This is a genomic window from Mesorhizobium sp. WSM4307 (assembly GCF_007003945.1).
GTDB lineage: Bacteria > Pseudomonadota > Alphaproteobacteria > Rhizobiales > Rhizobiaceae > Mesorhizobium.
Window position 1 is genome coordinate 229,101 of the sequence record NZ_VFTB01000003.1, and the last position, 20,774, is coordinate 249,874.

Sequence of the window (20,774 nt, forward strand, 5' to 3'; positions counted from 1 at the left end):
GCCTTCCTAATCAAGTCCCCACCTTTGGGGCAGCCGGAACCACCGCGCAGCCCGCCCATGGCTATCGCGAGGCAGCATTCCGTCTGCTACCATCCACGCCGTCCCAGAGTTCATGATATCCGCTCAGACAGGTTCGGAAGGCACCAAGCGATGACCCGCGACCAGATGTTCGCCCACCTGCGCGCTGCCAATGAGGTCGCGCGCGACGCCGCCGCGCATGGGCACCATCCTTTCGGCTGTGTGCTCGTCGGCCCCGATGACCGCATCCTGATGCGGCAAGGCAACATCAACACCGTGCGCCACGCCGAAACCGAACTCAGCCGGCGTGCCGCGGACGCCTATCCGCCGGAATTCCTGTGGTCCTGCACACTGGTCTCGACCGGCGAGCCCTGTGCGATGTGCACGGGAACGCTCTATTGGGCAAATATCGGCCGGCTGGTCTACGGCTTCGAGGAGACCAAGCTTCTCGCGCTGACTGGCGACCATGCCGAGAATCCGACGATGAACCTCTCCTCGCGCACGGTCCTCGGCTCCGGGCAGAAGCCGGTGGAGGTCCACGGCCCCGTCCCCGAGATGGAGGAGGAGCTTCTCGCCCCGCATATCGGTTTTTGGCAGCGCTAGGACGACAGCCCCTTACCTTTGAACCAGCAACCCTACGCCGGCATCTCGATATCGTGGCCGCCGACCGCCGGCAGCGCGGGGTCGTCGACGGCGGCGGCGATGACGCTGTCGAGCAGGCCGGGAAAGCGGGCGTCGAGGTCGGCGCGGCGCAGCGTGATCATGCGGTTGGTGCCGACCACTTCGGCGCGGGTGACGCCGGCCTCGCGCAGCTTGGCAAGGTGGTAGCTGAGATTGGTCTTCGAGCCGAGATCGAGGAACTGGCTGCAGTTCAGCGCCGCGCCTTCCTTACTGGCGAGATAGCGCACGATGGCCAGCCGCGTCGGATCGCCGAGCACGCCAAGCACGATCGGCAGGCTGATCTGGTCCGTATTGGGATGAGGTAACGTCATGGCTGGAACCTAAGCGCAGTTCGGGCCGATTTCAACGCATCCGTCCTCGCCGGCCCGTACACACTGTTTCTCCATTTTATCCGTACCGATCGACCGTGCTGACACAGGGCTGTCAGGATGGTTCAGCTATTTTGCCCTGGCTTCATTGACATCATGCCCTGTTATGTCCAATTGTTCAATAACTTTTGAACTAAGGACACGCGCCATGGACAAGCGGCTCTTCTGGCTTGCGCTCGGATCGTTCACGATCTCGACCGAGGGCTTCGTCATCTCCAGCCTTCTGCCAGACATCGCCAGGGATGCCGGCATTTCCATTCCACTCGCCGGCACGCTGATCACCGCCTTCGCGCTCGCCTATGCGATCGGCACGCCGATCCTGGCGACGCTGACCGGCGAATGGGACCGGCGTCGCGTCATCCTTTGGACGCTGGTGTTCTTCGTCATCGGCAACATCGCCGCCGCCTTGAGTTCCTCATTCGAAGTGCTGTTGATCGCGCGCATCATCATGGCGCTGTCGTCGGGCCTGTTCGCCGCGACGGCGCAAGGCACGGCGGTGGCGCTGGTCGATGACCATCACCGGGCACGCGCCATCGCCGTGGTCGTCGGCGGCACCACGGTGGCCGTCGCCGTCGGTGCGCCGCTCGGCGCGCTGGTCGCGACGATCGCCGGCTGGCGCGGCACCTTCTATGCCATTGCCGGGCTCGGCGCGCTTGCAGGCGCCATCCTCTGGTACAGGCTGCCGCGCGGCATCGTCGGCACCAGGCTGCCGCTGAAGCGCCGGCTGGCGGCCGCCATGCGGCCGGGCGTGATGCCGATCCTGGTGACGACATTGCTGGCGCTGACCGGCGCTTTCGCCGTCTTTGCCTATGTCGCGCCGCTCGCCATCCAGGGCGCCGGGCTCAGCCAGATCGCGCTGCCCGGCATGCTGCTTGCCTTCGGTGTCGGCGCCGTCATCGGCAACATTGCCGGCGGCCAGGCGGCCGACCGGTTCGGCGCCACCCGGACCGTCGGCTGGTCGCTGACGCTGAGTGCCGCCATGCTGGTGATGCTGTCGGTCGTGCCGGCCTTCCTGCCGCAGCACATTGCCGGTCCGGCGCTGATGGCGATGATGGTGCCGTGGGGCATTGTCGGCTGGGCGTTCCCGCCGGCGCAGGCCAGCCGCATCATCAAGCTGGCACCCGATGCCGCCCCGATCGTGCTGTCGCTCAACGGCTCGGCGCTCTATCTCGGCGTGGCGCTGGGCGCGGTGGTCGGCGGTGGCGTGCTGCGCTATGGCGCGCCGGCCGATCTCGGCCTGGTCGCGGCTGCCTTCCCGCTGATCGGGCTTGGCATCGTGCTGGCCGGCCGCTGGGCGGCACGGCCGGTCGCGATGCCGGCTGAATAGCCGCTTCGAAAGCCGCCGGCTGCCAATCCATTTTGACACAATTCCGGACGGAAAACCGTTTCACACTTTTCCTGGAATTGCTTAGGTAGCCGGCGGCAGATCGAAATCCAGCGCGCTGATGTCATCCAGCACCGCGCGCAGGCGTTCCGCCTTCTCCTTGCCCACCACATCCTCGAAGCGCTGCTGGGCGAGCTGCCACAGCTTCATCGCCTCATCGAGCTTGATGCGCCCTTGCCGGGTCAGCCGCACCCGCTTTATGCGGCGGTCGTCCGGGTCGGCGAAGGTCTCGACATAGCCGTCGCGGATCAGCGGCTTCAGCGTGTGGCCGAGCGCCGAAAGGTCCATGACCAGGGCAGCGGCAATGGCGCCCATCGCCGGCTCGTTGCCGATATGGATCTGGTATAGCAGGCCCTGCTGCGTGGCCTTGAGGCCTGACGGCGCCTGCACGTCGTCATAGAACTGGCCGAGCTTGCGCGTCGCGCGCCGCAGCATGGCGTAGTTGCAGGCTGTCAGCCCGGGCAGGGTGTCTTTCGGCATGGTGGTTCCTTGGCGCCGGTGGAAATTCTGTCCGGCCGCTGCCAGACAAATAATCCCGAACGCACTCATTGACAAGATAGTGGCATATGCCTACTTCGTCGAAAGTGGTATATGCCACTAAGTCAATCAGGCGGCTTGCCGGCGAGCCGAGGCGAATGCCTGCGGCGCCGGCGGCCAGGTCGAAGCGAACAGAGATGGAAGGAACAGGACAATGAGTGGACAGGCAAACAAGGGAACGGCGGTCGTCACCGGCGCCTCGTCTGGCATCGGCGCGGTCTATGCGGACCGGCTGGCAGGGCAGGGCTATGATCTGGTTCTGGTGGCGCGGCGCGCCGACCGGCTCGAGGAACTGGCCGAAAAGCTGCGCTACGCCTACGACCGCAAGGTCAGCGTGATCAGCGCCGATCTCTCCGACGACGATGATGTGCGCCGCGTCGAGCAGGCGATATCGGCCGACGACAGCGTGACGCTGCTGGTCAACAATGCCGGCCTTGGCGGCCAGCAGGTGGTGGCTACGGCCGACGCCGACGCGGCCGAGCGCATGATCAAGGTCAATGTCATCGCCTTGACCCGCCTGACCCGTGCCGTGCTGCCGGGTCTTCTGGCACGCAACCGCGGCGCCATCGTCAACATCGCCTCGGTGCTCGCCTTTGAAACCTCGTTCGGCGGCATCTACAGCGGCACCAAGGCCTATGTCGTCAACTTCACCGAGGCTCTGCACCGCGAGGTCGCGGGCACCAATGTAAAGGTGCAGGTGGTGCTGCCGGGCGCGACCCGGACCGATTTCTGGGAACTCGCCGGCAGCGATATCGACCAGCTTCCGAAGGAGATCATCATGTCCGCCGACGATATGGTCGATGCCGCGCTTGTCGGCCTGGCCAGGGGCGAAGCCGTCACCGTGCCGGCACTTGCCGATGTCGCCAAGCTGGACACATTCCTCGGCGCCCGCCAAGCCTTCTACGGCAGCCTGCACGCCGACAAGCCGGCGGCGCGCTACGCGGGTTGAGGGTTTCAGGACTTGAGTTCCTCGCCCCCACGGGAGTGGGGGAGAGGTGGCCGCGAAGCGGTCGGAGAGGGGGCCTGCGCCAGCGGTGGAAAGGATTCTGGAAGCCCCGTTCACGGACAGGATTGCGCCATTACCCCTCTCCGTCTCGGCTTCGCCGAGCCACCTCTCTCCCGCCTCTGGCGAGGGCGAGGAACCCAGGCTCTGCAAGGCCTCAGCTACGCCGACCGCCACATCGGAATGATCGATGCGGCCAGCACCAGTGCCAGCACGATGTTGAGCGCTCGCCACTGCCATTCGGTCTTGAGCAGCCGGGCCAGCACCATGCCGGCCACGCACCAGGCGGAGAGCGAGATGGCGGCGGTGAGGCCGAAGGTTGAGCCGAGCAGCAAGGCGAGTTGTCCCGGCCCATCGGCCAGCGCGGCGAACGAGGCCGCCGCGCCCAGCCCCATCGCCCAACCCTTGGGGTTCATCCATTGGATGCCGGCGCCGCCAAGGAAGCTGTTGGGCTTGGCCATGGTCACGTCGAGATTGGGTGGCCCGGCACGGCCGATCTTGATCGCCAGCCACAGGAGATAGAGCGAGCCGATCACCTTCATGGCCAGTTGCAGCGACGGCACCGCAAGCAGCAGGCCCGCGAGGCCGGCGGCGGCCGCACCCGTCACGGTAGCAAGGCCGGCGGCGCTGCCGATCATCAGCGGAACCGAACGGCGAAAACCGAACTGCGCGCCCGAGGCGGTGGACAAGGTCGTGGCAATCCCAGGCGTGGCGGTGGCCACGAAGGCAAACAGGATGAGCGGCAGGATCGGCTGGAGCATGGGGCGCCCTTTATCGGAGGCTCCATCGTAGGCTGGGTGCGTGCATCAGCAAATGCAATGTTTGCTATGATTAGCATTAGCATTTATAATGCAATTATGATCCGCAATCTCGATACGGCGCTGATGCGCACCTTCGTCACCGTCGCCGACAAGGCCAGCATGACGGCGGCCGCCAATGTGCTGCACCTGACCCAAGGCGCCGTCAGCCAGCAGGTCAAAAGGCTGGAGGACACGCTTGGCTGCAGCCTGTTCGAGCGCGACCGGCGCGGCCTGCGCCTGACGCGGTCCGGCGAGCGGCTGTTCGGCAAGGCCAAGCGCCTGCTCGGCCTCAACGACGAGATCTGGGCCGAGATGGCGGGCTCGGCCGTCGCCGGCCAGGTACGGCTTGGCGTGCCCTACGACCTCGTCGGCACCTTGCTGGCGCCGGTGCTGAAGGCCTATGCCGAGACCTATCCGCAGGTCGAGATATCGCTGGTCTGCGCGTCATCGCCGGAACTGGCGTCAGCGCTTGCGGCCGGAACCATCGACCTCGCGGTGATCGAGGAACGGGTCGGCCCGACATCGGGCGAGTGCCTGGCCATCGACCGGCTGGTCTGGGTCGGCGCCCGAGGCGGCACCGCCAGCGCCAAGCGGCCGCTGCCGGTGTCGATCGTCGCCGACACCTGCGCCTTCCGCCCGGTGGTGCTTTCGGCGCTCAACGAGCATGGGCTGGAATGGCGCACCGTGTTCGAAAACGGCAACATCGACGCGACGACGGCGACGGTGCGCTCCGATCTTGCAGTCACCACCTGGCTGGCCTCCACCGTGCCGGCCGATCTCGACATCTTGCCGTTCGATGTCGGGCTGCCGCCACTGCCGAATTTTGCCATCAATCTGCATCTGCCGCGGCATGGCGTCGGGCCTGCGGCACAGGAGTTCGCGCGGCACATACGCGATGGGTTGGCGCGACGGCCACAGGCGGCTTGAGACCAAGCAGAACTTGGGTTCCTCTCCCCCGTCGATCGGGGGAGAGGTGGGGAGCGAAGCTCGACGGAGTGGGGGTCGATCTTTTTCGGCTTGATTCCCGCAGGCCTCCAGCCTTCTTGCCCGCCTGGTTCTGCCTGTCTTACGGCGGTACGTTTGGCGATGGCTTCCCCCACTCCGTCGCTGCTTCGCAGCGCCACCTCTCCCCCCTCCGGAGGGAGAGGAAAGGTGCCAAGGCCGTCCGCTACTTCCAGTTCCTGCGCCGCTCGAGCTCGGCGTCGGACGGTTCGCCCGTGACAAAGGAGCCGACCTCGATTTCGCCCGCGCGTTCGTAGCTCGCGATGATGACGCCGGTGCTGGACGTCTGCGACTTCACAAGCTTGAAGGCGGCCGGCATCGCGTCTTCGCCGAACAGCCGCTTGCCCTTGCCCAGCAACAGCGGGAAGATCATCAGCCGGATCTCGTCGATCAGCCCGTTGGCGAGCAAGGTCTGGATGAGGTCGGCCGATCCCTGGATGAGCAGGTCGGGTCCATCCTCTTGCTTGAGGCGGCGCAACGCCGCGACGATATCTTCCCCAAGCCATTGCGTGTTCTGCCAGGTGAGGGTGTCGGGCCGATGTGTCGCCACATATTTGGTCGCGGGGTTGAAGGCATCGGCGATCGGATCTTTCTGATACGGCCAGTACGCTGCGAAGATGTCGTAGGTTCTGCGGCCGAGCAGCAGGGCGAAGGGCTTGGAGAACAATTCATCCATTGCCGCGCCGCCCACCTCGTCAAAATAATGGAAGGTCCAGCCGCCGAATTTGAAGCCGCCGACCGGATCCTCTTCCGGCCCGCCGGGTGCCTGCATGACGCCGTCGAGGCTGACGAAGGTGGCGGCGATGATCCTTCTCATGGGTCTCTCCCTTGTTCCATCCACGCCCTCGCGGCCGGATTATGGCCCAAGGACGGCTAGCCCGCACCTATCCCGACAGGGCATGCGAAATTCTGGCCAAATCCGCGCATCGATGCGTCAGTTGCCGGGTTTGGCGCGGACTTCTTTCGACGAGAACCAGACGTCGCCGAAGATGGCCGTGGCGGTGCGGTCCGGCGGCTTATCGCTCGTCAGCCAGATCGAGCGGCTGCGCGCGGCCTGCTCGCGTGTCGGGATCTTCGCCGCAAGATCGGCAACCGAGGCACCGAAGCACGGGATGAACCAGGAGCGCATGAAGGGATCGCAGGCAAAGCCCTTTTCGGTGCGGGTCACCATCACCGCCAGCGGGACGCGTTCGGACGGGCGCCAGGGGAAGATCATGCGGCCGCCGGGGCGCAACGCCTTCAGCCATCCGACCGGCGGGGCGACGACGCCGGCGTTGACATAGATGATGTCGGATGGCGGCAAAGGCGTGGTCACGGCGTCGCCCTGGATGACAGTCGCATTGCGGTAGGGCTCGAGATTTTTGCGCGCCAGATCGGCCAGCCTGCCGTCGAGCTCTAAGGCGGTGACGGTGCCGCCAGGTGAAACCAGCCTGGCCAGCACGGCGGAGTAGTAGCCGGTGCCGGCGCCGATATGGGTGACGGCGTCGCCGGGTTTCGGCGCCAGCCTTCCGATCCACATGGCGTGCAGGAAAGGCTCGCCATTGTTGATGCCCTTGTCGGCATCGAGCGCCACCAGCACGTTCTGGTAGACATGCGCCGGGTCGGCGCTCGGCGTCGTGACCTTGCCGCTGCCGGCGACGATCGTCCACGGTCCCGGGCCAAGAAAGGCTTCGCGCGGAACCTCGGCGAAGACCTCCTCCAGGCGTGGATCCGATGAGGCGGCATTGGCCGCCATCAGCCGGGCGTAGAATTTCCTGATGTCTTCGATGTTGCTCATGGCATCGGGAAAGATAGCGCGATTTGGCGGTTTGTCGCGCTGTCTGGCGGAATTCTAGCCGACCCCGAACATCGTGTCGTAGAGCAGCTTGAAGTTGAGCACGAGGATGATCGCCGCGACCACCCAGGCCAGTGCGGCCACGCCGCGTGGAATGGCGAGGTTGCCCATCTTCTTCTTGTCGGAGACGAACTGCACCAGCGGCACCACCGCGAAGGGCAGCTGCATCGACAGGATCACCTGGCTGAACACCAGCAGTTGGCCGGTGCCCTTCTCGCCATAGAGCGCGGTGACGACCACCACGGGAACGATGGCGAGGCCGCGCGTCAGAAGCCGGCGCGCCCAGCTGGGGATGCGCAGGCGCAGGAACCCTTCCATGACGATCTGGCCGGCAAGCGTCGCCGTCACCGTCGAATTCAGGCCGGAAGCGAGCAGCGCCACGGCGAACAGGATCGAGGCGATGCCGAGGCCGAGCAGCGGTGACAGAAGCTCGAAAGCCTGGTCGATCTCAGCCACATCCTGGTGGCCGGTGTTGTGGAAGGCGACGGCCGAGACGATCAGGATGGCGGCGTTGACGAACAGAGCCAGCATCAGCGCGATGGTGGAGTCCGTCGTCGCCCATTTGATGGCGTCGCGCTTGCCTTTTTCTGTGCGCTCATAGGCACGGGTCTGCACGATCGAGGAGTGCAGATAGAGATTGTGCGGCATGACGGTGGCGCCGATGATGCCGATGGCGATGTAGAGCATCGCCGGATTGGTGACGATCTCCGAGGATGGCACGAACATCGAGTGCAGGATCGTGCCGGCCGGCGGCGCGGCAACGAAGATCTGGATGGCAAAGCAGCTGAAGATGATGATCAAAAGCGCGATGACGAAGGCTTCGAGATAGCGGAACCCCTTGTTCATCAGCATGAGCACGAGGAAGGCGTCGAGCGCGGTGAGTATGGCACCGCCGATCAGCGGAATGCCGAACAGAAGCTTCAAGGCGATCGCCGTGCCGATCACTTCGGCGAGGTCACAGGCGATGATGGCGAGTTCGCAGGCGATCCACAGCACGAAATTGACGGGGCGGGGATAATAGGCGCGGCAGGCCTGAGCGAGGTCGCGGCCGGTGGCGATGCCAAGCCGCGCGGCCAGCGCCTGCAACAGGATCGCCATCAGGTTGGACAGCATGATGATGAACAGCAGCGTGTGGCCGAACTGGGCGCCGCCGGCGAGGTCGGTCGCCCAGTTGCCGGGGTCCATATAGCCGACCGAGACCATGTAGCCCGGCCCCATGAAGGCGAACAGCCGGCGGAACCAGACGCCCGAACTCGGCACGGCAATGGTGGAATTGACTTCGCGCAGGCTGGGCTGATCGTCCTCGTCCCGTCCGGCGAACCGCCATGAGGATCGAGGGGCTGTGGCTTCTGCGTCTGACATGAAAAGGCTTTCCGAGACTTCCGACGAATACCCATAAGCTATGCCATGGCTCAACATTATGCAATAGGCTATATTTCATTGTTTGTGCTTTTTGCCGCGCGCTCGCTCGGGTTTGCGAAACCGCAATCGGAACGCCGGTTGCTCCTGTGGGGGAATGCAAATAAACGGCCTGAAGAATCAGAGCCCGTGCTATAAAGCAGGAACGGCTAAACTCCCGAGGAGGAGCGCGCATTGGCGCTGAAGAACAAACCCGTCCCGCGTGAGCCATTGCCCGACGCCGATGTCCATTCGGAAGGGTTCCGGCAGCAGCGCCAAGCGCGCCGCAGCGCGCTGGTCGAGGACTATGTCGAGCTGATCGCCGATCTGATAGAGGACGGCAACGAGGCGCGCCAGGTCGACATCGCCGCGCGGCTCGGCGTCGCGCAGCCGACGGTGGCCAAGATGCTGACGCGCCTGTGCGCCGACGGGCTGGTGTCGAGAAAACCCTATCGCGGCGTGTTCCTGACCGAGGCCGGCCGCAAGGTGGCGGAGGAGAGCCGCATCCGCCATCAGACGGTGGAAGCCTTCCTGCGCTCGCTCGGCGTCAGCGCCGAGACCGCGCGCATCGATGCCGAGGGCATCGAGCACCATGTCAGCGCCGAGACGCTGGAAGCCTTCCGCAAGGCGATGACGGCGCCGCGCTAAATTGCTCACCCGTTCTCAGTGCGGTCGCCGGAACCGCAGTCCCTTATGCACGTTGCTCCTCACATAGCGCTGATATCGCGCCAAGGGAGGAAGCAATGGGCGTCGAACAAGCACCGACCGCGAAGGGTAAGCAGGCCGCCAAGGGATTGAAGCAGGCGGCGGCGAAGGACGAGCGCAAGACCGAGGCCGAGACAGGCCATTCCCTGAGGAAGGGTGCGGCGCGTTTCGAGGAGCGCTCGAAAAGCTCCGACGGCAAGAGCGCCGGCGCCAAGCAGAAAAGCTGAGGCCGGGCCGACGTCGGCGGCATGCGAAAGCTGTCTGTTCAGCGGCCGGTTGCGCTATGGTTACGGGCGTTCGAGCCCTTTGAAAGGTCCCAGTGAACCTTTCAATTTGCCCGCGGCAAACCGTTCTCACTCGCTGACATCCTGCACCCAGCTTCTGGGGTGGCCGTCGACGCGGAACTGGAAGATGAAATAGGGCGGGATGCAGGTGCCTTCGCCAGACTTGGCCTGGGGTAAATCGTCATAGCCGGCGGTGCAGATATAGTCCTCGCGGCAGGGATGCGCCTTGTCGCAGGCGCGCAGGCCGGCGGTCTTGGTGAATTCCCCGGTGCAGAATTTGTGGTCCCTGCCGGACGCGATGCAGTCGTTGAAGCCGGTCTTGGCCAGCCGGCCGCAGGTCGCCTCGTCGGGAAGCTTGTCGCAGCTTGCCTTGCGCAACATGCCGCCGGGAAAACCGCCGGTCTTCTGCTCGGGATTGTCGTAGCGCTGGCGCGCCGCACCATAGCCGGCGAGTTTGACCAGTGGTTTCTTGTCCCGCGCGGGGTCGATGGCGCAGGCCTTGGCGGTGGCCGGCGACAGGCGGCAATACTGGTCGTTGCCCCAGGTCGACATTTTGATCTCGCCGAACTCGACGGGATCGCCGACCGCGGTACCCTTCTCGCTGACGCAGATGCCGAAGCCCGGATGGATGGCGCTTTCGTGGACGCCGGCGCAGCGCAGGCCGGCACCGCAGGTCCAGTCCTTGAAGCTCGCGTCGTCACCACGATAGCAGATCGAGCCCCAGCCATTGTAGAGATCGGTGCCCTTCAGCGCTTCGGCATATTTCTGGTCCGGGCGGGCGGCGAAGCCGCGCGTGAAATCAGGATGGCCGCCGGCGGCGAATTGTTCGACGATGGCGCGGCGGCGCGGCAGGTCGGCGAAGAACACCGCCGAGCCCGGCACGAAGACGGCGTTGCGGCGCGGTTCGCTGGCCGGGTCGGCGCCGGTGTAGTGGAAGCCGGCAATGCCATGGGTCTGATGGCAGCCGGTGCAGCTCATTTCGTTCAGCCGCAAATTGAAGCCGGCGACCGATTTGATGGTGACGAGCGTGTTGCCCCTGGCGACGTAATCCTTCAGCGCCTTGTCGATATCGGTATCGTCGACCAGCCCATAGGCGATGTTGTTCTGCGAGCGGCTCAAGCCTCCAGGCGCGACGGAAACGGCGCTCTTGGCCAGGAATTTTTCGTCGATGACGAGCCGGCCATGGTCGAGATCGTAGATGTTGCGGTCGGTGAGCAGCCATTTGGCGAAGGACTTGACGTCGGCCAGCACCGTCGCCCGGTCGATCTGGTTCTCCATCCTCGCTTCGTAGAAGCTCGAGATCGCCGGATCCCATTTGAAGATCTTCAGGAGATATTCGGCGTGGCCGCCGAAATCGCGCCGCGTCGAGGCCGACAGCCGCAGCACCTGCATGTTGAGCTCGAGCCGCATGATCTGCGAGGAATTGAGCATGGCGCCGGACAGCGGGCCTTCGTCGGAACGCAGCCAGGCGGCCAGTTGCCCGGGCGGCAGGTCTTTCTGGCCGGCGGCGAGCCAGCGCTGGGCGACTTCGGCGCAGGATACGTCGGTGGCACTTGGCAAATCCTTCGAGGCACGCGCCTGCGCACGCCTCGGCTTGGCGTTGAAGACCAGGCTCATGGTCAGCGGCAGGCGCGAGGAGATGCGCTGCGCCACCTTGCCCCTGGCCGGCTTTTCGGCGACCGAATAGTGGAAGCGGTAGATCAGCCTGATCTCGCCGCATTCGGTGTGGCCGAGATAGCCGCGATCCATGCGGTTGACGACGCCGGTCAGGTCCAGCGTCGAGCCGTCATCGTCGATGTATCTGGGATTGAATTTCTGGCTGGTGTCGCTCGATTTGGCCATGGCGGCGACATAGGGGTCGGGACTGGTCGTCGGCTCGTTCGATATCTCCTGCTTGACGGTGTCGCGCACCTTGGCCAGCGCCGGCACGGAAAACAGGCCGCGATTGTCGACGTCGCGGGTGAGGCCGAGCGCGGGACCGAGCAGGCGACTGATCGACAGGCCGCCGCGCTCCAGCGCCTGCAAGGTGGCCGGGTCGGTGACGGCGACGCCGGAGTCGAGCGTCGCCGCGGTGGCTCCCCGCAAGCCCAGGCAGCTCAGTGCCAAAACCAAGACTATTTGACCGATCGTTCGCAACCGCCCCTCGCATCCTCCGTCACGGCCGATGCTACAAGCCTTCAAAGGTTCCGGCCAGAGTGGTGAAGCGGTCATGCCGGCATCGCCTTGGCCATCGAAAAACACTGTGACTTGGCGCAACCATTGGGATAATTGTTTGTTGGGTTGAGCCGGCCTTGCCGGAGCAATGAGGAAGTTTATCACGGGGAGTTGCCATGCTCTGGAGAGGCCGTCGTCAGAGTGACAATATCGAGGACGACCGCAGCGATAGCGGCGGCGGCGGGATCGGCGGCGGTGGCGGCCAATTCCAGCTCCCCATCGGCGGCCGGACCGGTGGCGGCGGCAGCATCATCCTCGTTATCCTCGTCGTGCTGGCCGGATGGTATTTCGGCTTCGATCCCTCGGCGATCCTGGGCGGTGGCGACGGCGGCCTGCTGCCGGGGGGCGGTGGCCAGATTTCAGACAACAGCGGCGGCCAGGGCAGCGGCACGGCACCCGCCAATGACGAGATGAAGCAGTTTGTCGCGACCGTGCTTGCCGAAACCGAGGACACCTGGACCGGCATCTTCAAGTCGCAGGGCCTGACCTATGAGGATCCCAAGCTGGTGCTGTTTTCCGGCCAGGTTCGCTCGGCCTGCGGCTTTGCCTCGGCGGCGGCCGGACCGTTCTATTGTCCGGGCGACCACAAGGTCTATCTCGACATGACCTTCTTCCAGCAGCTCGACCAGCAATTCGGTGCTTCGGGCGAGTTCGCGCGGGCCTATGTCGTAGCGCATGAGGTCGGTCACCACGTGCAAAACCTCACCGGCATCATGTCCAAGTTCAACCAGATGCGACAAGGCATGAGCGAGGCCGATGCCAACCAACTGTCGGTGCGCATCGAACTGCAGGCCGACTGCTTTGCCGGCGTGTGGGCGCATTACACCGCGCAGAAGGGCATATTGGAGCAGGGCGACATCGAAAGCGCGCTCAACGCCGCCAAGCAGATCGGCGACGACACGCTGCAGAAGAAGATGCAGGGCTATGTCGTGCCGGAAAGCTTCAACCACGGCACCTCGCAGCAGCGGCAGACCTGGCTGGCGCGCGGCTACAAGAGCGGCAAGCTTTCGGACTGCAACACGCTGAGCGGCCCGATCTGACGAAGCCTTTTGGAAATTCTACGCCTGCGGCCGTCGAGCCGGAGCGAATTTCAAAACAGTCTCGGCTAGCGTTTCCTGACACTGGCCTGACGACGAAGTCGCCGTCAGGGAGAGTCAGGATCAGCGATTCCTGGCTGTTCCCGCATTGTTCCTTTTTGCGGGCTCGCCTATAAGGTTCGTCCGCCTGCGCCCCGGGCGACCAGAGGAGGCTGGCCCATCATGATCGACCCCAAAACCGCCAGGCGGGGCCTCGCGCTGGTTTTCACCACGCTGCTGCTGGATATTATCGGCTTCGGCATCATCATGCCGGTGCTGCCGGCCTATTTGCAGGAATTGTCCGGTGTCAGCATCAGCGGCGCGGCGATCGAGGGCGGCTGGCTGTTCTTCGTCTATGCGGCCATGCAGTTCTTCTTCGCGCCGATCATGGGCGGGTTGAGCGACCGGTTCGGGCGGCGGCCGATCCTGCTTGCCTCGGTGCTGACCTTCTCGATCGACAATCTGATCTGCGCGGTCGCCTGGTCTTTTCCGATGCTGTTCATCGGCCGCGTGCTGGCCGGCATTTCAGGCGCCAGCTATTCGACGACGTCGGCCTTCATCGCCGATATCTCGAACGACGAGAACCGGGCGAAGAATTTCGGCCTTCTCGGCATCGCCTTCGGCGTCGGCTTCGTCATCGGCCCAGTGTTGGGCGGGCTGCTCGGCACGTTCGGGCCGCGCGTGCCGTTCTATTTCGCCGCCGGGCTCGCCTTCGTCAACTTCCTGATCGCGATGGTCTTCCTGCCCGAAACGCTCGACGAGAAGCATCGCCGCCGGTTCGAGTGGAAACGCGCCAACCCGGTCGGCACGCTGCTGCAGATGCGCAGGTATGAGGGCATCGGCTGGATCGGGCTCGTCTTCTTCCTGATGACGCTCGGACACATGATGTATCCGGCGGTCTGGTCGTTCGTCTCCAGCTACCGCTATGGCTGGAGCGAGCAGCAGATCGGCTTCTCGCTCGGCGCTTTCGGCCTGTGCGGTGCGATCGTCATGGGCACGGTGCTGCCGCGCGTCATCCCCAGGCTCGGCGAGTGGAAGACGGCGGTCATCGGCCTGACATTCACGGCGCTCAGCGCCTTCGGCTACGCCTTCGCGACGCAGGGCTGGATGATCTATGCGGTGATCGTCGCCGGTTGCCTGGAGGCACTTGCCGATCCGCCGCTGAGGAGCCTCGCCGCCGCCAAGGTGCCGCCTTCGGCGCAAGGCGAACTCCAGGGCGCGATGACCTCGCTCTTCTCGATCACCTCGATCATCACGCCGCTGCTCTACACGGCGATCTTTTCCTGGTTCACCGGGCCAAGCGCACCGGTGACCTTCGGTGGCGCACCCTATCTGGTTGGCGCATGCTTCCTGATGCTGGCGCTCATCGTCTTCGTCACGAAGGTCGCGAGACCCTCGCGGCTGAGGAACGCCGCGACCAGCGTCGCGGAAGATGCGGCGCAGGTATGAGCCACGACAGCCGGATCGCGCTGACCAGGGGACGGCCTGTCGCTGTCGCGGCGGGTCGCGTCGCTTCCGGCTAAGCCCGCTCGGCCAGCAATTCCTCGCCGCGCTTTTCGCGGATCAGGTTGACGAAGCGGCGGAACAGATAGTGCGAATCCTGCGGGCCGGGCGAGGCTTCCGGATGATGCTGGACCGAGAACACCGGACGGCCGGTGAGCGTGATGCCGCAGTTCGAGCCGTCGAACAGCGAGACATGGGTTTCCTCGACGCCCGCGGGCAGCGAGTCCGCGTCGACGGCAAAGCCGTGGTTCATCGAGACGATCTCGACCTTGCCGGTGGTGTGGTCCTTGACCGGATGGTTGGCGCCGTGATGACCCTGGTGCATCTTGGCGGTCCTGCCGCCGAGCGCCAGTGCCAGCATCTGGTGGCCGAGGCAGATGCCGAACACCGGAATGTCGGTCTTCAGCAGGTCCTGGATGACCGGCACGGCATAGTCGCCGGTGGCTTCCGGGTCGCCGGGGCCGTTGGAAAGGAAGATGCCGTCCGGCTGCATGGCGAGGATTTCTTCCGAGCCGGTGCTGGCCGGGACGACCGTCACCTTGGCGCCGAGGCCGGCAAGCAGGCGCAATATGTTGCGCTTGACGCCGTAGTCGATGGCCACGACGTGCAGCGACGGCGCCGCCTGTTCGCCAAAACCCTCATTCCACACCCAGGGCGTCTCGCGCCAGACCGAGGACTGGCCCGAGGTGACTTCCTTGGCGAGGTCGAGGCCGATCAGGCCAGACCATGCGGCGGCGCGCCGCTTCAGATCGTCGAGGTCGAACACGCCGTCGGGCGCATGCGCGATGACGGCGTTGGGCATGCCCTTTTCACGGATCAGGGCGGTGAGCGCGCGGGTGTCGATGCCCGAGAGCGCGACGATGCCGCGCTTCTTCAGCCACTGGTCGAGGTGGCCGGCGGCGCGGTAGTTGGACGGGTTGGTGACATCGGCCTTGAACACGGCCCCGACTGCGCCGGCGCGGGCCGCCGGGTTGAGGTCCTCGATGTCCTCGCCATTGGTGCCGATATTGCCGATATGCGGGAAGGTGAAAGTGACGATCTGGCCGGCATAGGACGGATCGGTGAGGATTTCCTGGTAGCCGGTGAGCGCGGTGTTGAAGCAGACTTCGGCGACAGCGGAGCCGCTGGCGCCGAGGCCGCGACCCTCGATGACGGTGCCGTCGGCCAGCACCAGAAGGGCGGTCGGCTTTTCGGTGGCCCAAGGGGCGGTCGACGCGGGCGTCATCTCGGCCATGGCGGCACTCCTATCAGGCTGCGCGTTGCAAAGGCCCGGCGGGCCATCCGCGCAGCAGACGGCGCGGAGCGGCGAATTCGCAGCCTCCACGCACTCAAGCTTCAGTTCATGCAAGGCCCAGTACATAGGGGAAGGGGGCAGGGCGGTCAATGATCATGCGAAATGCGGCTCCGATTTATTTCATCAAGCAATATCATAGGCTTGCCTCGCAATATCAGGGTTTGCGTTGGCTTGGCCCCGGCGCTATTGTCCGCGCCGATCGAAGGAGAAAGCATGATGCGCGCAAAAATCGCCGAATCCCTGAAGAGCGCGATGAAGGCGCAGGACAAGCACCGGCTGCCGACATTGCGGCTGATCCAGGCCGCCATTCATGATCGCGACATCGCCAATCGCGGGTCGGGCAAGGATCCCGCCAGCGACGAGGAGATCCTGCAGATACTGGCCAAGATGGTGAAGCAGCGCGAGGAATCGGCGAAAGCCTTCGAGGACGGCAAGCGCCCGGAACTGGCGGCGCAGGAGCGCGGCGAGATGGAGATCATCCGCGGCTTCCTGCCGACACAGCTCGACGACGCGGCGGTCACGGCGGCAGCCCGCGACGCGATCGCCGCGACGGGTGCCGCCAGCCAGAAGGACATGGGCAAGGTGATCGCCGCGCTGAAACAGAAATATGCCGGCCAGATGGATTTCGGCAAGGCCAGCGGCATCGTCAAGGGCCTGCTGCAGTAGGGCGTTTTAAGGGCAACCGCCAGGTCTGGACTTGCCCTAAGACGCTGTTTTTGGCGGCTCCAGCGCGCGTCGCAATGCCGGCGCCTCCTGCTGGATGTGATCCCACAACCGGTTGGCGATCGGCCCGTGCGGCCGGTCGCGGCGGCGCGCCACCACCAGCTCGTCGGTGCGGCCCGGCATATGGCGACCGGCAATGGAGCGCAGGCGTCCGTCGTGCAATTCTTCCTCGATCAGGAAGCGGGGCAGGTGGCCCCAGCCAAGGCCCTGCAGGATGATTTCTTTCTTCATGGCCTGGTCGGGCACCAGGCATTGCGGCGCGCCTTCGACCATGAAGTAGTCCTGCCGTGGCGAATGGCGGGCGGTGTCGCGCATGACGCATTGGGTGAGCGCCCGCATCTGGTCCAGCGTGATCGGCTGCCTGAGGCGCTCGGGCAAAAAGCCCGGCGCCGCCACGGGAATGAACGGCACCTTGCACAAATCGATCCATTCCACCCGCGCGTCGCCCTTGTCGATCCAGTGCAGGATCAGGTCGGCCTCGTCATCGAAAAGCCGCTCCCAAGGGCCGCCGACGGCTTCGAAATGCAGATGCAGGCGCGTGCCCGGGCATTGGCCGAAGAACCGTCCGAGCATGCCCAGCACCTGCGGCCTCGGGCAGAGGTCGCCGATCACGACATGGATCTCGCTTTCCTCGCCCATCGAGAGCTGGGCGGCGTGGACGCGCAGGCTTTCCAGTTCGCGCAGCAGCGATTGCGCCCGGCGGTGGAACGACAGCCCTGCTTCGGTGGGGCGCACGCGATAGCCGCTGCGATCCAGGAGAACGAGGTCGAGCTGCCGTTCGAGCTTGGCAATGGCGGCGAACACCGCCGGGTGCGAGCGGTGCAGCAAGGTCGCCGCCGGCTGAAAGCCGCCGGTGCGGATCACCGCATCGAAGCATTGCAGGTCGTGCAAGGTGAATTCGGCCATGTCAGCTCTGACTACAGAGTTTGTCCTATCTTTGTAATATCAACAAAAGCTCGACGCGACTACGCTCGCCTCATTCATCGTTCCAGAAGGACTTTTCATCATGAATGAGCTGAATTTCGTGACCGTCGCCGACGGCACGCGCATCGCCTATCGTTTCGATGGCGATGCCGCCAAGCCGGTGCTGGTGCTGTCGAACTCCATCGCCACCACGCTGCACATGTGGGACGGGCAGGCCGGCGAGCTTTCAAAACATTTCCGTGTCCTGCGCTACGACTTTCGCGGCCATGGCGGATCAAGCGCCCCGGTCGGTGCGTATTCGCTCGACCGGCTCGGCCGCGACGTGATCGAACTGCTCGATGCACTCGGGCTTGGACGTGTGCATTTCCTCGGACTGTCGCTGGGCGGCTTCGTCGGGCAGTGGCTCGGTATCCATGCACCGGAGCGGATCGACAGGCTGATCCTGAGCAACACCTCGTCCCATCTGGCGCCGGCAAGCTATTTCGACGAGCGGATTGCCGTTGTCCGGCAGGCGCCGGACATGTCGGAAACCGCCGAAGTCTTCCTCAACAACTGGTTCCCCGCGCGGATGGTGACGGCCAATGAACCCGTCATCGAGGAATTCCGCACCATGCTGCTCGCTATCGACCGGCAAGGCCTGGCTGGCCTGTTCGCCGCCGTTCGCGATGCCGATCTTCGCCGCACGGTGTCGCTGATCAACCGGCCGACGCTGGTGATCGCCGGCGAGCACGACACGGTGACGGCCGCCAGCCACAGCGAACTGATCGCGGCGGCCGTGCCCGGCGCGAAGCTGGTCGTGCTGCCGGCGGTTCACCTGTCGAATGTGGAGTATCCGGCGGAGTTCATGGAGGCCGTGCTCGGTTTTCTGCGCTGAGCGAAAGGCTAATCTCGTGAGGTCTGCTGTCTCGCGACCTCACGGCTCCTTGCACATCGGCACCGGCTGCGGTGGCGGTGCCGGGTGGTCCTGCTTGTATTGGGCGATGATCGGCTCGAGGGTTTTTCGCGGCCAGAATTTCGGCGCGCCGATTTCCTTCAGGCAGGAGGCGTTCCAATAGGGTGCTTCGCCCGATGGCGAATGGCTTTTTGCCGCCTGCGCGACGGCGGCGATATCACGCGATTCCGGATAGATGTAGAGCGTCGTCGGATTGTCCTTCACCATCGCGATGATCTGCTGCGCATCCGTTGGCGACCAGCTGGTGCAGCCATTGCTGCGGCCGCCGGCATAGTCCACCAGCTTGCCGAACGGCACCAGGCCGTCATGGTCGGCGTAGGAGCTGTTGGGGCCTTTGCGCATGCACATGCCGCGCAGCACCTGCGCCGCATGGCCGCCGATCACCCGCTGCCTGGCATTGGCGGCTTCGCCTTCGCCGTCGAACTGGATGAAGGTGCGCTGGAAAGCTACGTCCCGTTTCGCGCCGGTCCGATAAAAACCCTTGAAGGAGGTCTTCGCCTCGCTGGTCATGTAGGCGCCGCCGGCGGTCAGTTCGGAATCCATGGCATTGCCGAAGTTCTTGGAGCACCGCCTGCCGTTCGAGAAATCGACCGTGCCTTTCAGATTCCGGCCGCCGCCGTGACCCGACGAGATGGCGTGAAACGACTGGCTGGCCTCGCAAATGACGTAGTACCGGCGCCCTAGCACGCCGTTGCCCATGTCGCCGGGACGTGTCGCATCCATGGCGAAGTAACAGGGGTTCCTGACCACGCCTTGCGCCACCTTTTTCAGGTAGAGCCCCCGCGCCCGCTCCAGCACCACGGTTGAGATCTGGCCGTCGCTGTCGCCGACATGGGCCTGCAGCCAGGCCGGGACGGCCGAGGGCGCGGCAATGGACCGGACCGTCGCGGTCAGCGCAATGACGATGACAAGAAGGCTGAGGGTGACGACTACACCCAGGGGAAAAAATCTCAACCGCACCGGTTCAATTCTCCTGCCGAAGCCATGCGAATCCCTGCTGTGTTATATCCGCAACCAATCATAAAATGTCTCGCGGCAATCGGCGAAACACATCTTGTTTAGCGAGCCTGCAAGTCCGCACGAAGAACCGGGGCCGGCGCGCGCACCGCCCATAGACCGGGACGCTGGTCCAAGGCTTGCGGCCGATGCCTCCACCGACATGCCCGATTTTCGATCCGCAAGGGTTGAGCTATGATGTGATTCTGGCGTGGCCCACGCCTCCTCCCTCCAATGGGAAAGCATCAGTTCATGCGGGGCACTCTCATCACCGAACCGACTGTTCGAGCGCACGGCATAAGGAGGGGTTGCGAAAACGGCTCGCATCAGAAGGTTTTGCCATGAAACTATCCGCGCCCATCTACCATCTGAAACGTCAGGCCAGGCTGTTGTCGCGCCAGGCAGGAATTCCGCTCCACCAGGCGCTTGATCGTGTTGCCGCGCAGCAAGGTTTTACCAGCTGGGGTTTGCTTGCGGCCAAGCTGTCCGAGGCAGCGCCTGCCGGCAGATTGTTTGCGCAGCTGACACCGGGCGATCTGGTCCTGGTCGGCGCGCGACCCGGCCACGGCAAGACGCTGATGAGCCTTGAACTCGCGGTCGAATCCATGAAATGCGGCCATCGCAGCGTGTCCTTCACGCTGGAATATACGCAACGCGATGTGCTGGAGCGGTTTCATGCCATCGGCGTGGAGCCGGCCCGGTTCGACCGGCTGTTCGAATTCGACACTTCCGATGCCATCAGCGCCGACTACATCGTCAGGATCTTGCGATCGGCGCCGCGTGGTACGCTGGCGGTCATCGACTATCTGCAGTTGCTCGACCAGAGACGTGAGAACCCCAGCCTGATGGAGCAGGTCCGCACCTTGAAAGCTTTCGCGCGCGTCAGCGGCGTCATACTGGTTTTCATCTCGCAGATCGACCGGTCCTACGATCCCGAGACCAAGCCGGTCCCCGATATCGGCGACATCAGGTTGCCCAACCCGCTCGATCTGTCGCTGTTCGACAAGACCTGCTTCCTGAACAAGGGCGAGATCCGCTTTCAGGTGGCTTGAGCGCTCGGACGGCCACGGCTATGCCT

At 64.6% G+C, this 20,774-nt stretch carries 21 protein-coding genes; 11 read left to right on the forward strand and 10 right to left on the reverse strand.

The annotated features are described in order from the left end of the window. Window positions 1–150: 150 nt before the first annotated feature. Entirely contained in the window at window positions 151–621 is a 471-nt protein-coding gene (locus tag FJV83_RS08150) for a nucleoside deaminase (protein WP_095773623.1), read from the forward strand. Between the two features lie 32 nt (window positions 622–653). Here the strand turns inward: FJV83_RS08150 and FJV83_RS08155 are convergent, their stop codons facing one another. Further along, a complete protein-coding gene (locus FJV83_RS08155; RefSeq protein WP_142886007.1) occupies window positions 654–1,010 on the reverse strand; it encodes a helix-turn-helix transcriptional regulator in 357 nt (118 codons plus the stop codon). Between the two features lie 205 nt (window positions 1,011–1,215). Between FJV83_RS08155 and FJV83_RS08160 the strand changes: the two genes are divergently transcribed. Further along, the gene (locus FJV83_RS08160) at window positions 1,216–2,394 is read left to right on the forward strand and encodes an MFS transporter (protein WP_095792859.1); all 1,179 of its coding nucleotides are present in this window, start codon (window positions 1,216–1,218) and stop codon (window positions 2,392–2,394) included. A gap of 81 nt (window positions 2,395–2,475) precedes the next feature. Here the strand turns inward: FJV83_RS08160 and FJV83_RS08165 are convergent, their stop codons facing one another. Continuing rightward, on the reverse strand, window positions 2,476–2,931 hold the full coding sequence (locus FJV83_RS08165) for a MarR family winged helix-turn-helix transcriptional regulator (RefSeq protein WP_095792860.1): 456 nt from the start codon (window positions 2,929–2,931) through the stop codon (window positions 2,476–2,478). Window positions 2,932–3,142: 211 nt separating this feature from the next. Here FJV83_RS08165 and FJV83_RS08170 point away from each other — a divergent pair, with 211 nt between their 5' ends. After that, entirely contained in the window at window positions 3,143–3,937 is a 795-nt protein-coding gene (locus FJV83_RS08170) for an SDR family oxidoreductase (protein WP_142886006.1), read from the forward strand. 215 nt (window positions 3,938–4,152) lie between these two features. Here FJV83_RS08170 and FJV83_RS08175 read toward each other — a convergent pair whose 3' ends face one another. Then, entirely contained in the window at window positions 4,153–4,752 is a 600-nt protein-coding gene (locus FJV83_RS08175; protein WP_142886005.1) for a LysE family translocator, read from the reverse strand. 96 nt (window positions 4,753–4,848) lie between these two features. Here FJV83_RS08175 and FJV83_RS08180 point away from each other — a divergent pair, with 96 nt between their 5' ends. Continuing rightward, a complete protein-coding gene (locus FJV83_RS08180) occupies window positions 4,849–5,718 on the forward strand; it encodes a LysR substrate-binding domain-containing protein (RefSeq protein WP_095773629.1) in 870 nt (289 codons plus the stop codon). 241 nt (window positions 5,719–5,959) lie between these two features. Here FJV83_RS08180 and FJV83_RS08185 read toward each other — a convergent pair whose 3' ends face one another. The 3 genes from FJV83_RS08185 to FJV83_RS08195 all read right to left on the reverse strand — a co-directional run bounded on the left by FJV83_RS08185 (window position 5,960) and on the right by FJV83_RS08195 (window position 8,989). Then, a complete protein-coding gene (locus FJV83_RS08185) occupies window positions 5,960–6,610 on the reverse strand; it encodes a dihydrofolate reductase family protein (RefSeq protein ID WP_095789136.1) in 651 nt (216 codons plus the stop codon). 117 nt (window positions 6,611–6,727) lie between these two features. Further along, the gene (locus tag FJV83_RS08190; protein WP_185973386.1) at window positions 6,728–7,570 is read right to left on the reverse strand and encodes a protein-L-isoaspartate O-methyltransferase; all 843 of its coding nucleotides are present in this window, start codon (window positions 7,568–7,570) and stop codon (window positions 6,728–6,730) included. Window positions 7,571–7,624: 54 nt separating this feature from the next. Continuing rightward, a complete protein-coding gene (locus FJV83_RS08195) occupies window positions 7,625–8,989 on the reverse strand; it encodes an Nramp family divalent metal transporter (protein WP_142886003.1) in 1,365 nt (454 codons plus the stop codon). Between the two features lie 231 nt (window positions 8,990–9,220). Between FJV83_RS08195 and mntR the strand changes: the two genes are divergently transcribed. Together mntR and FJV83_RS08205 are read left to right on the forward strand one after the other, a co-directional pair. Further along, entirely contained in the window at window positions 9,221–9,673 is a 453-nt protein-coding gene (gene mntR, locus FJV83_RS08200) for a manganese-binding transcriptional regulator MntR (protein ID WP_095773632.1), read from the forward strand. A gap of 95 nt (window positions 9,674–9,768) precedes the next feature. Then, the gene (locus FJV83_RS08205; protein ID WP_142886002.1) at window positions 9,769–9,957 is read left to right on the forward strand and encodes a hypothetical protein; all 189 of its coding nucleotides are present in this window, start codon (window positions 9,769–9,771) and stop codon (window positions 9,955–9,957) included. A 126-nt stretch (window positions 9,958–10,083) separates the two neighbouring features. On the opposite strand, the gene FJV83_RS08210 is transcribed toward FJV83_RS08205, so the two are convergent. Then, entirely contained in the window at window positions 10,084–12,099 is a 2,016-nt protein-coding gene (locus FJV83_RS08210) for a hypothetical protein (protein ID WP_246691817.1), read from the reverse strand. 245 nt (window positions 12,100–12,344) lie between these two features. On the opposite strand from FJV83_RS08210, the gene FJV83_RS08215 reads away from it, so the two are divergent. Next, entirely contained in the window at window positions 12,345–13,268 is a 924-nt protein-coding gene (locus FJV83_RS08215) for a neutral zinc metallopeptidase (protein WP_095773634.1), read from the forward strand. A 219-nt stretch (window positions 13,269–13,487) separates the two neighbouring features. After that, a complete protein-coding gene (locus FJV83_RS08220; RefSeq protein ID WP_142886001.1) occupies window positions 13,488–14,753 on the forward strand; it encodes a TCR/Tet family MFS transporter in 1,266 nt (421 codons plus the stop codon). A gap of 70 nt (window positions 14,754–14,823) precedes the next feature. Here FJV83_RS08220 and carA read toward each other — a convergent pair whose 3' ends face one another. After that, complete coding sequence (gene carA / locus FJV83_RS08225) at window positions 14,824–16,041, reverse strand: glutamine-hydrolyzing carbamoyl-phosphate synthase small subunit (RefSeq protein WP_142886000.1); 1,218 nt, start codon at window positions 16,039–16,041, stop codon at window positions 14,824–14,826. A 273-nt stretch (window positions 16,042–16,314) separates the two neighbouring features. Between carA and FJV83_RS08230 the strand changes: the two genes are divergently transcribed. Next, window positions 16,315–16,767: a GatB/YqeY domain-containing protein gene (locus tag FJV83_RS08230; RefSeq protein WP_185973385.1), complete on the forward strand. Its 453-nt coding sequence runs from the start codon at window positions 16,315–16,317 to the stop codon at window positions 16,765–16,767. Between the two features lie 36 nt (window positions 16,768–16,803). Here FJV83_RS08230 and FJV83_RS08235 read toward each other — a convergent pair whose 3' ends face one another. Continuing rightward, entirely contained in the window at window positions 16,804–17,730 is a 927-nt protein-coding gene (locus FJV83_RS08235; RefSeq protein ID WP_142885999.1) for a LysR family transcriptional regulator, read from the reverse strand. Between the two features lie 100 nt (window positions 17,731–17,830). Between FJV83_RS08235 and FJV83_RS08240 the strand changes: the two genes are divergently transcribed. Then, window positions 17,831–18,622 carry an alpha/beta fold hydrolase gene (locus tag FJV83_RS08240; protein WP_142885998.1) on the forward strand — a complete coding sequence of 264 codons (792 nt, stop codon included), beginning with the start codon at window positions 17,831–17,833 and terminating at the stop codon, window positions 18,620–18,622. A 39-nt stretch (window positions 18,623–18,661) separates the two neighbouring features. Here the strand turns inward: FJV83_RS08240 and FJV83_RS08245 are convergent, their stop codons facing one another. Next, entirely contained in the window at window positions 18,662–19,660 is a 999-nt protein-coding gene (locus tag FJV83_RS08245) for a hypothetical protein (RefSeq protein ID WP_142877172.1), read from the reverse strand. A gap of 377 nt (window positions 19,661–20,037) precedes the next feature. On the opposite strand from FJV83_RS08245, the gene FJV83_RS08250 reads away from it, so the two are divergent. Then, window positions 20,038–20,748 (forward strand): DNA helicase, encoded by a 711-nt coding sequence (locus FJV83_RS08250; protein WP_142885997.1) that lies wholly within the window; start codon window positions 20,038–20,040, stop codon window positions 20,746–20,748. Window positions 20,749–20,774: the final 26 nt, after the last annotated feature.

Bases quoted from the DNA above. Each gene is read 5' to 3' on its own strand.
- FJV83_RS08150 (WP_095773623.1), top strand. From the start codon at position 151: ATGACCCGCGACCAGATGTTCGCCCACCTGCGCGCTGCCAATGAGGTC.
- FJV83_RS08195 (WP_142886003.1), bottom strand. From the start codon at position 8,989: ATGTCAGACGCAGAAGCCACAGCCCCTCGATCCTCATGGCGGTTCGCC.
- FJV83_RS08220 (WP_142886001.1), top strand. From the start codon at position 13,488: ATGATCGACCCCAAAACCGCCAGGCGGGGCCTCGCGCTGGTTTTCACC.
- FJV83_RS08240 (WP_142885998.1), top strand. From the start codon at position 17,831: ATGAATGAGCTGAATTTCGTGACCGTCGCCGACGGCACGCGCATCGCC.
- FJV83_RS08175 (WP_142886005.1), bottom strand. From the start codon at position 4,752: ATGCTCCAGCCGATCCTGCCGCTCATCCTGTTTGCCTTCGTGGCCACC.
- FJV83_RS08205 (WP_142886002.1), top strand. From the start codon at position 9,769: ATGGGCGTCGAACAAGCACCGACCGCGAAGGGTAAGCAGGCCGCCAAG.
- FJV83_RS08160 (WP_095792859.1), top strand. From the start codon at position 1,216: ATGGACAAGCGGCTCTTCTGGCTTGCGCTCGGATCGTTCACGATCTCG.
- FJV83_RS08215 (WP_095773634.1), top strand. From the start codon at position 12,345: ATGCTCTGGAGAGGCCGTCGTCAGAGTGACAATATCGAGGACGACCGC.
- FJV83_RS08155 (WP_142886007.1), bottom strand. From the start codon at position 1,010: ATGACGTTACCTCATCCCAATACGGACCAGATCAGCCTGCCGATCGTG.
- FJV83_RS08235 (WP_142885999.1), bottom strand. From the start codon at position 17,730: ATGGCCGAATTCACCTTGCACGACCTGCAATGCTTCGATGCGGTGATC.
- FJV83_RS08250 (WP_142885997.1), top strand. From the start codon at position 20,038: ATGAAACTATCCGCGCCCATCTACCATCTGAAACGTCAGGCCAGGCTG.
- FJV83_RS08170 (WP_142886006.1), top strand. From the start codon at position 3,143: ATGAGTGGACAGGCAAACAAGGGAACGGCGGTCGTCACCGGCGCCTCG.
- FJV83_RS08190 (WP_185973386.1), bottom strand. From the start codon at position 7,570: ATGAGCAACATCGAAGACATCAGGAAATTCTACGCCCGGCTGATGGCG.
- FJV83_RS08230 (WP_185973385.1), top strand. From the start codon at position 16,315: ATGATGCGCGCAAAAATCGCCGAATCCCTGAAGAGCGCGATGAAGGCG.
- FJV83_RS08180 (WP_095773629.1), top strand. From the start codon at position 4,849: ATGATCCGCAATCTCGATACGGCGCTGATGCGCACCTTCGTCACCGTC.
- FJV83_RS08185 (WP_095789136.1), bottom strand. From the start codon at position 6,610: ATGAGAAGGATCATCGCCGCCACCTTCGTCAGCCTCGACGGCGTCATG.
- FJV83_RS08165 (WP_095792860.1), bottom strand. From the start codon at position 2,931: ATGCCGAAAGACACCCTGCCCGGGCTGACAGCCTGCAACTACGCCATG.
- carA (WP_142886000.1), bottom strand. From the start codon at position 16,041: ATGGCCGAGATGACGCCCGCGTCGACCGCCCCTTGGGCCACCGAAAAG.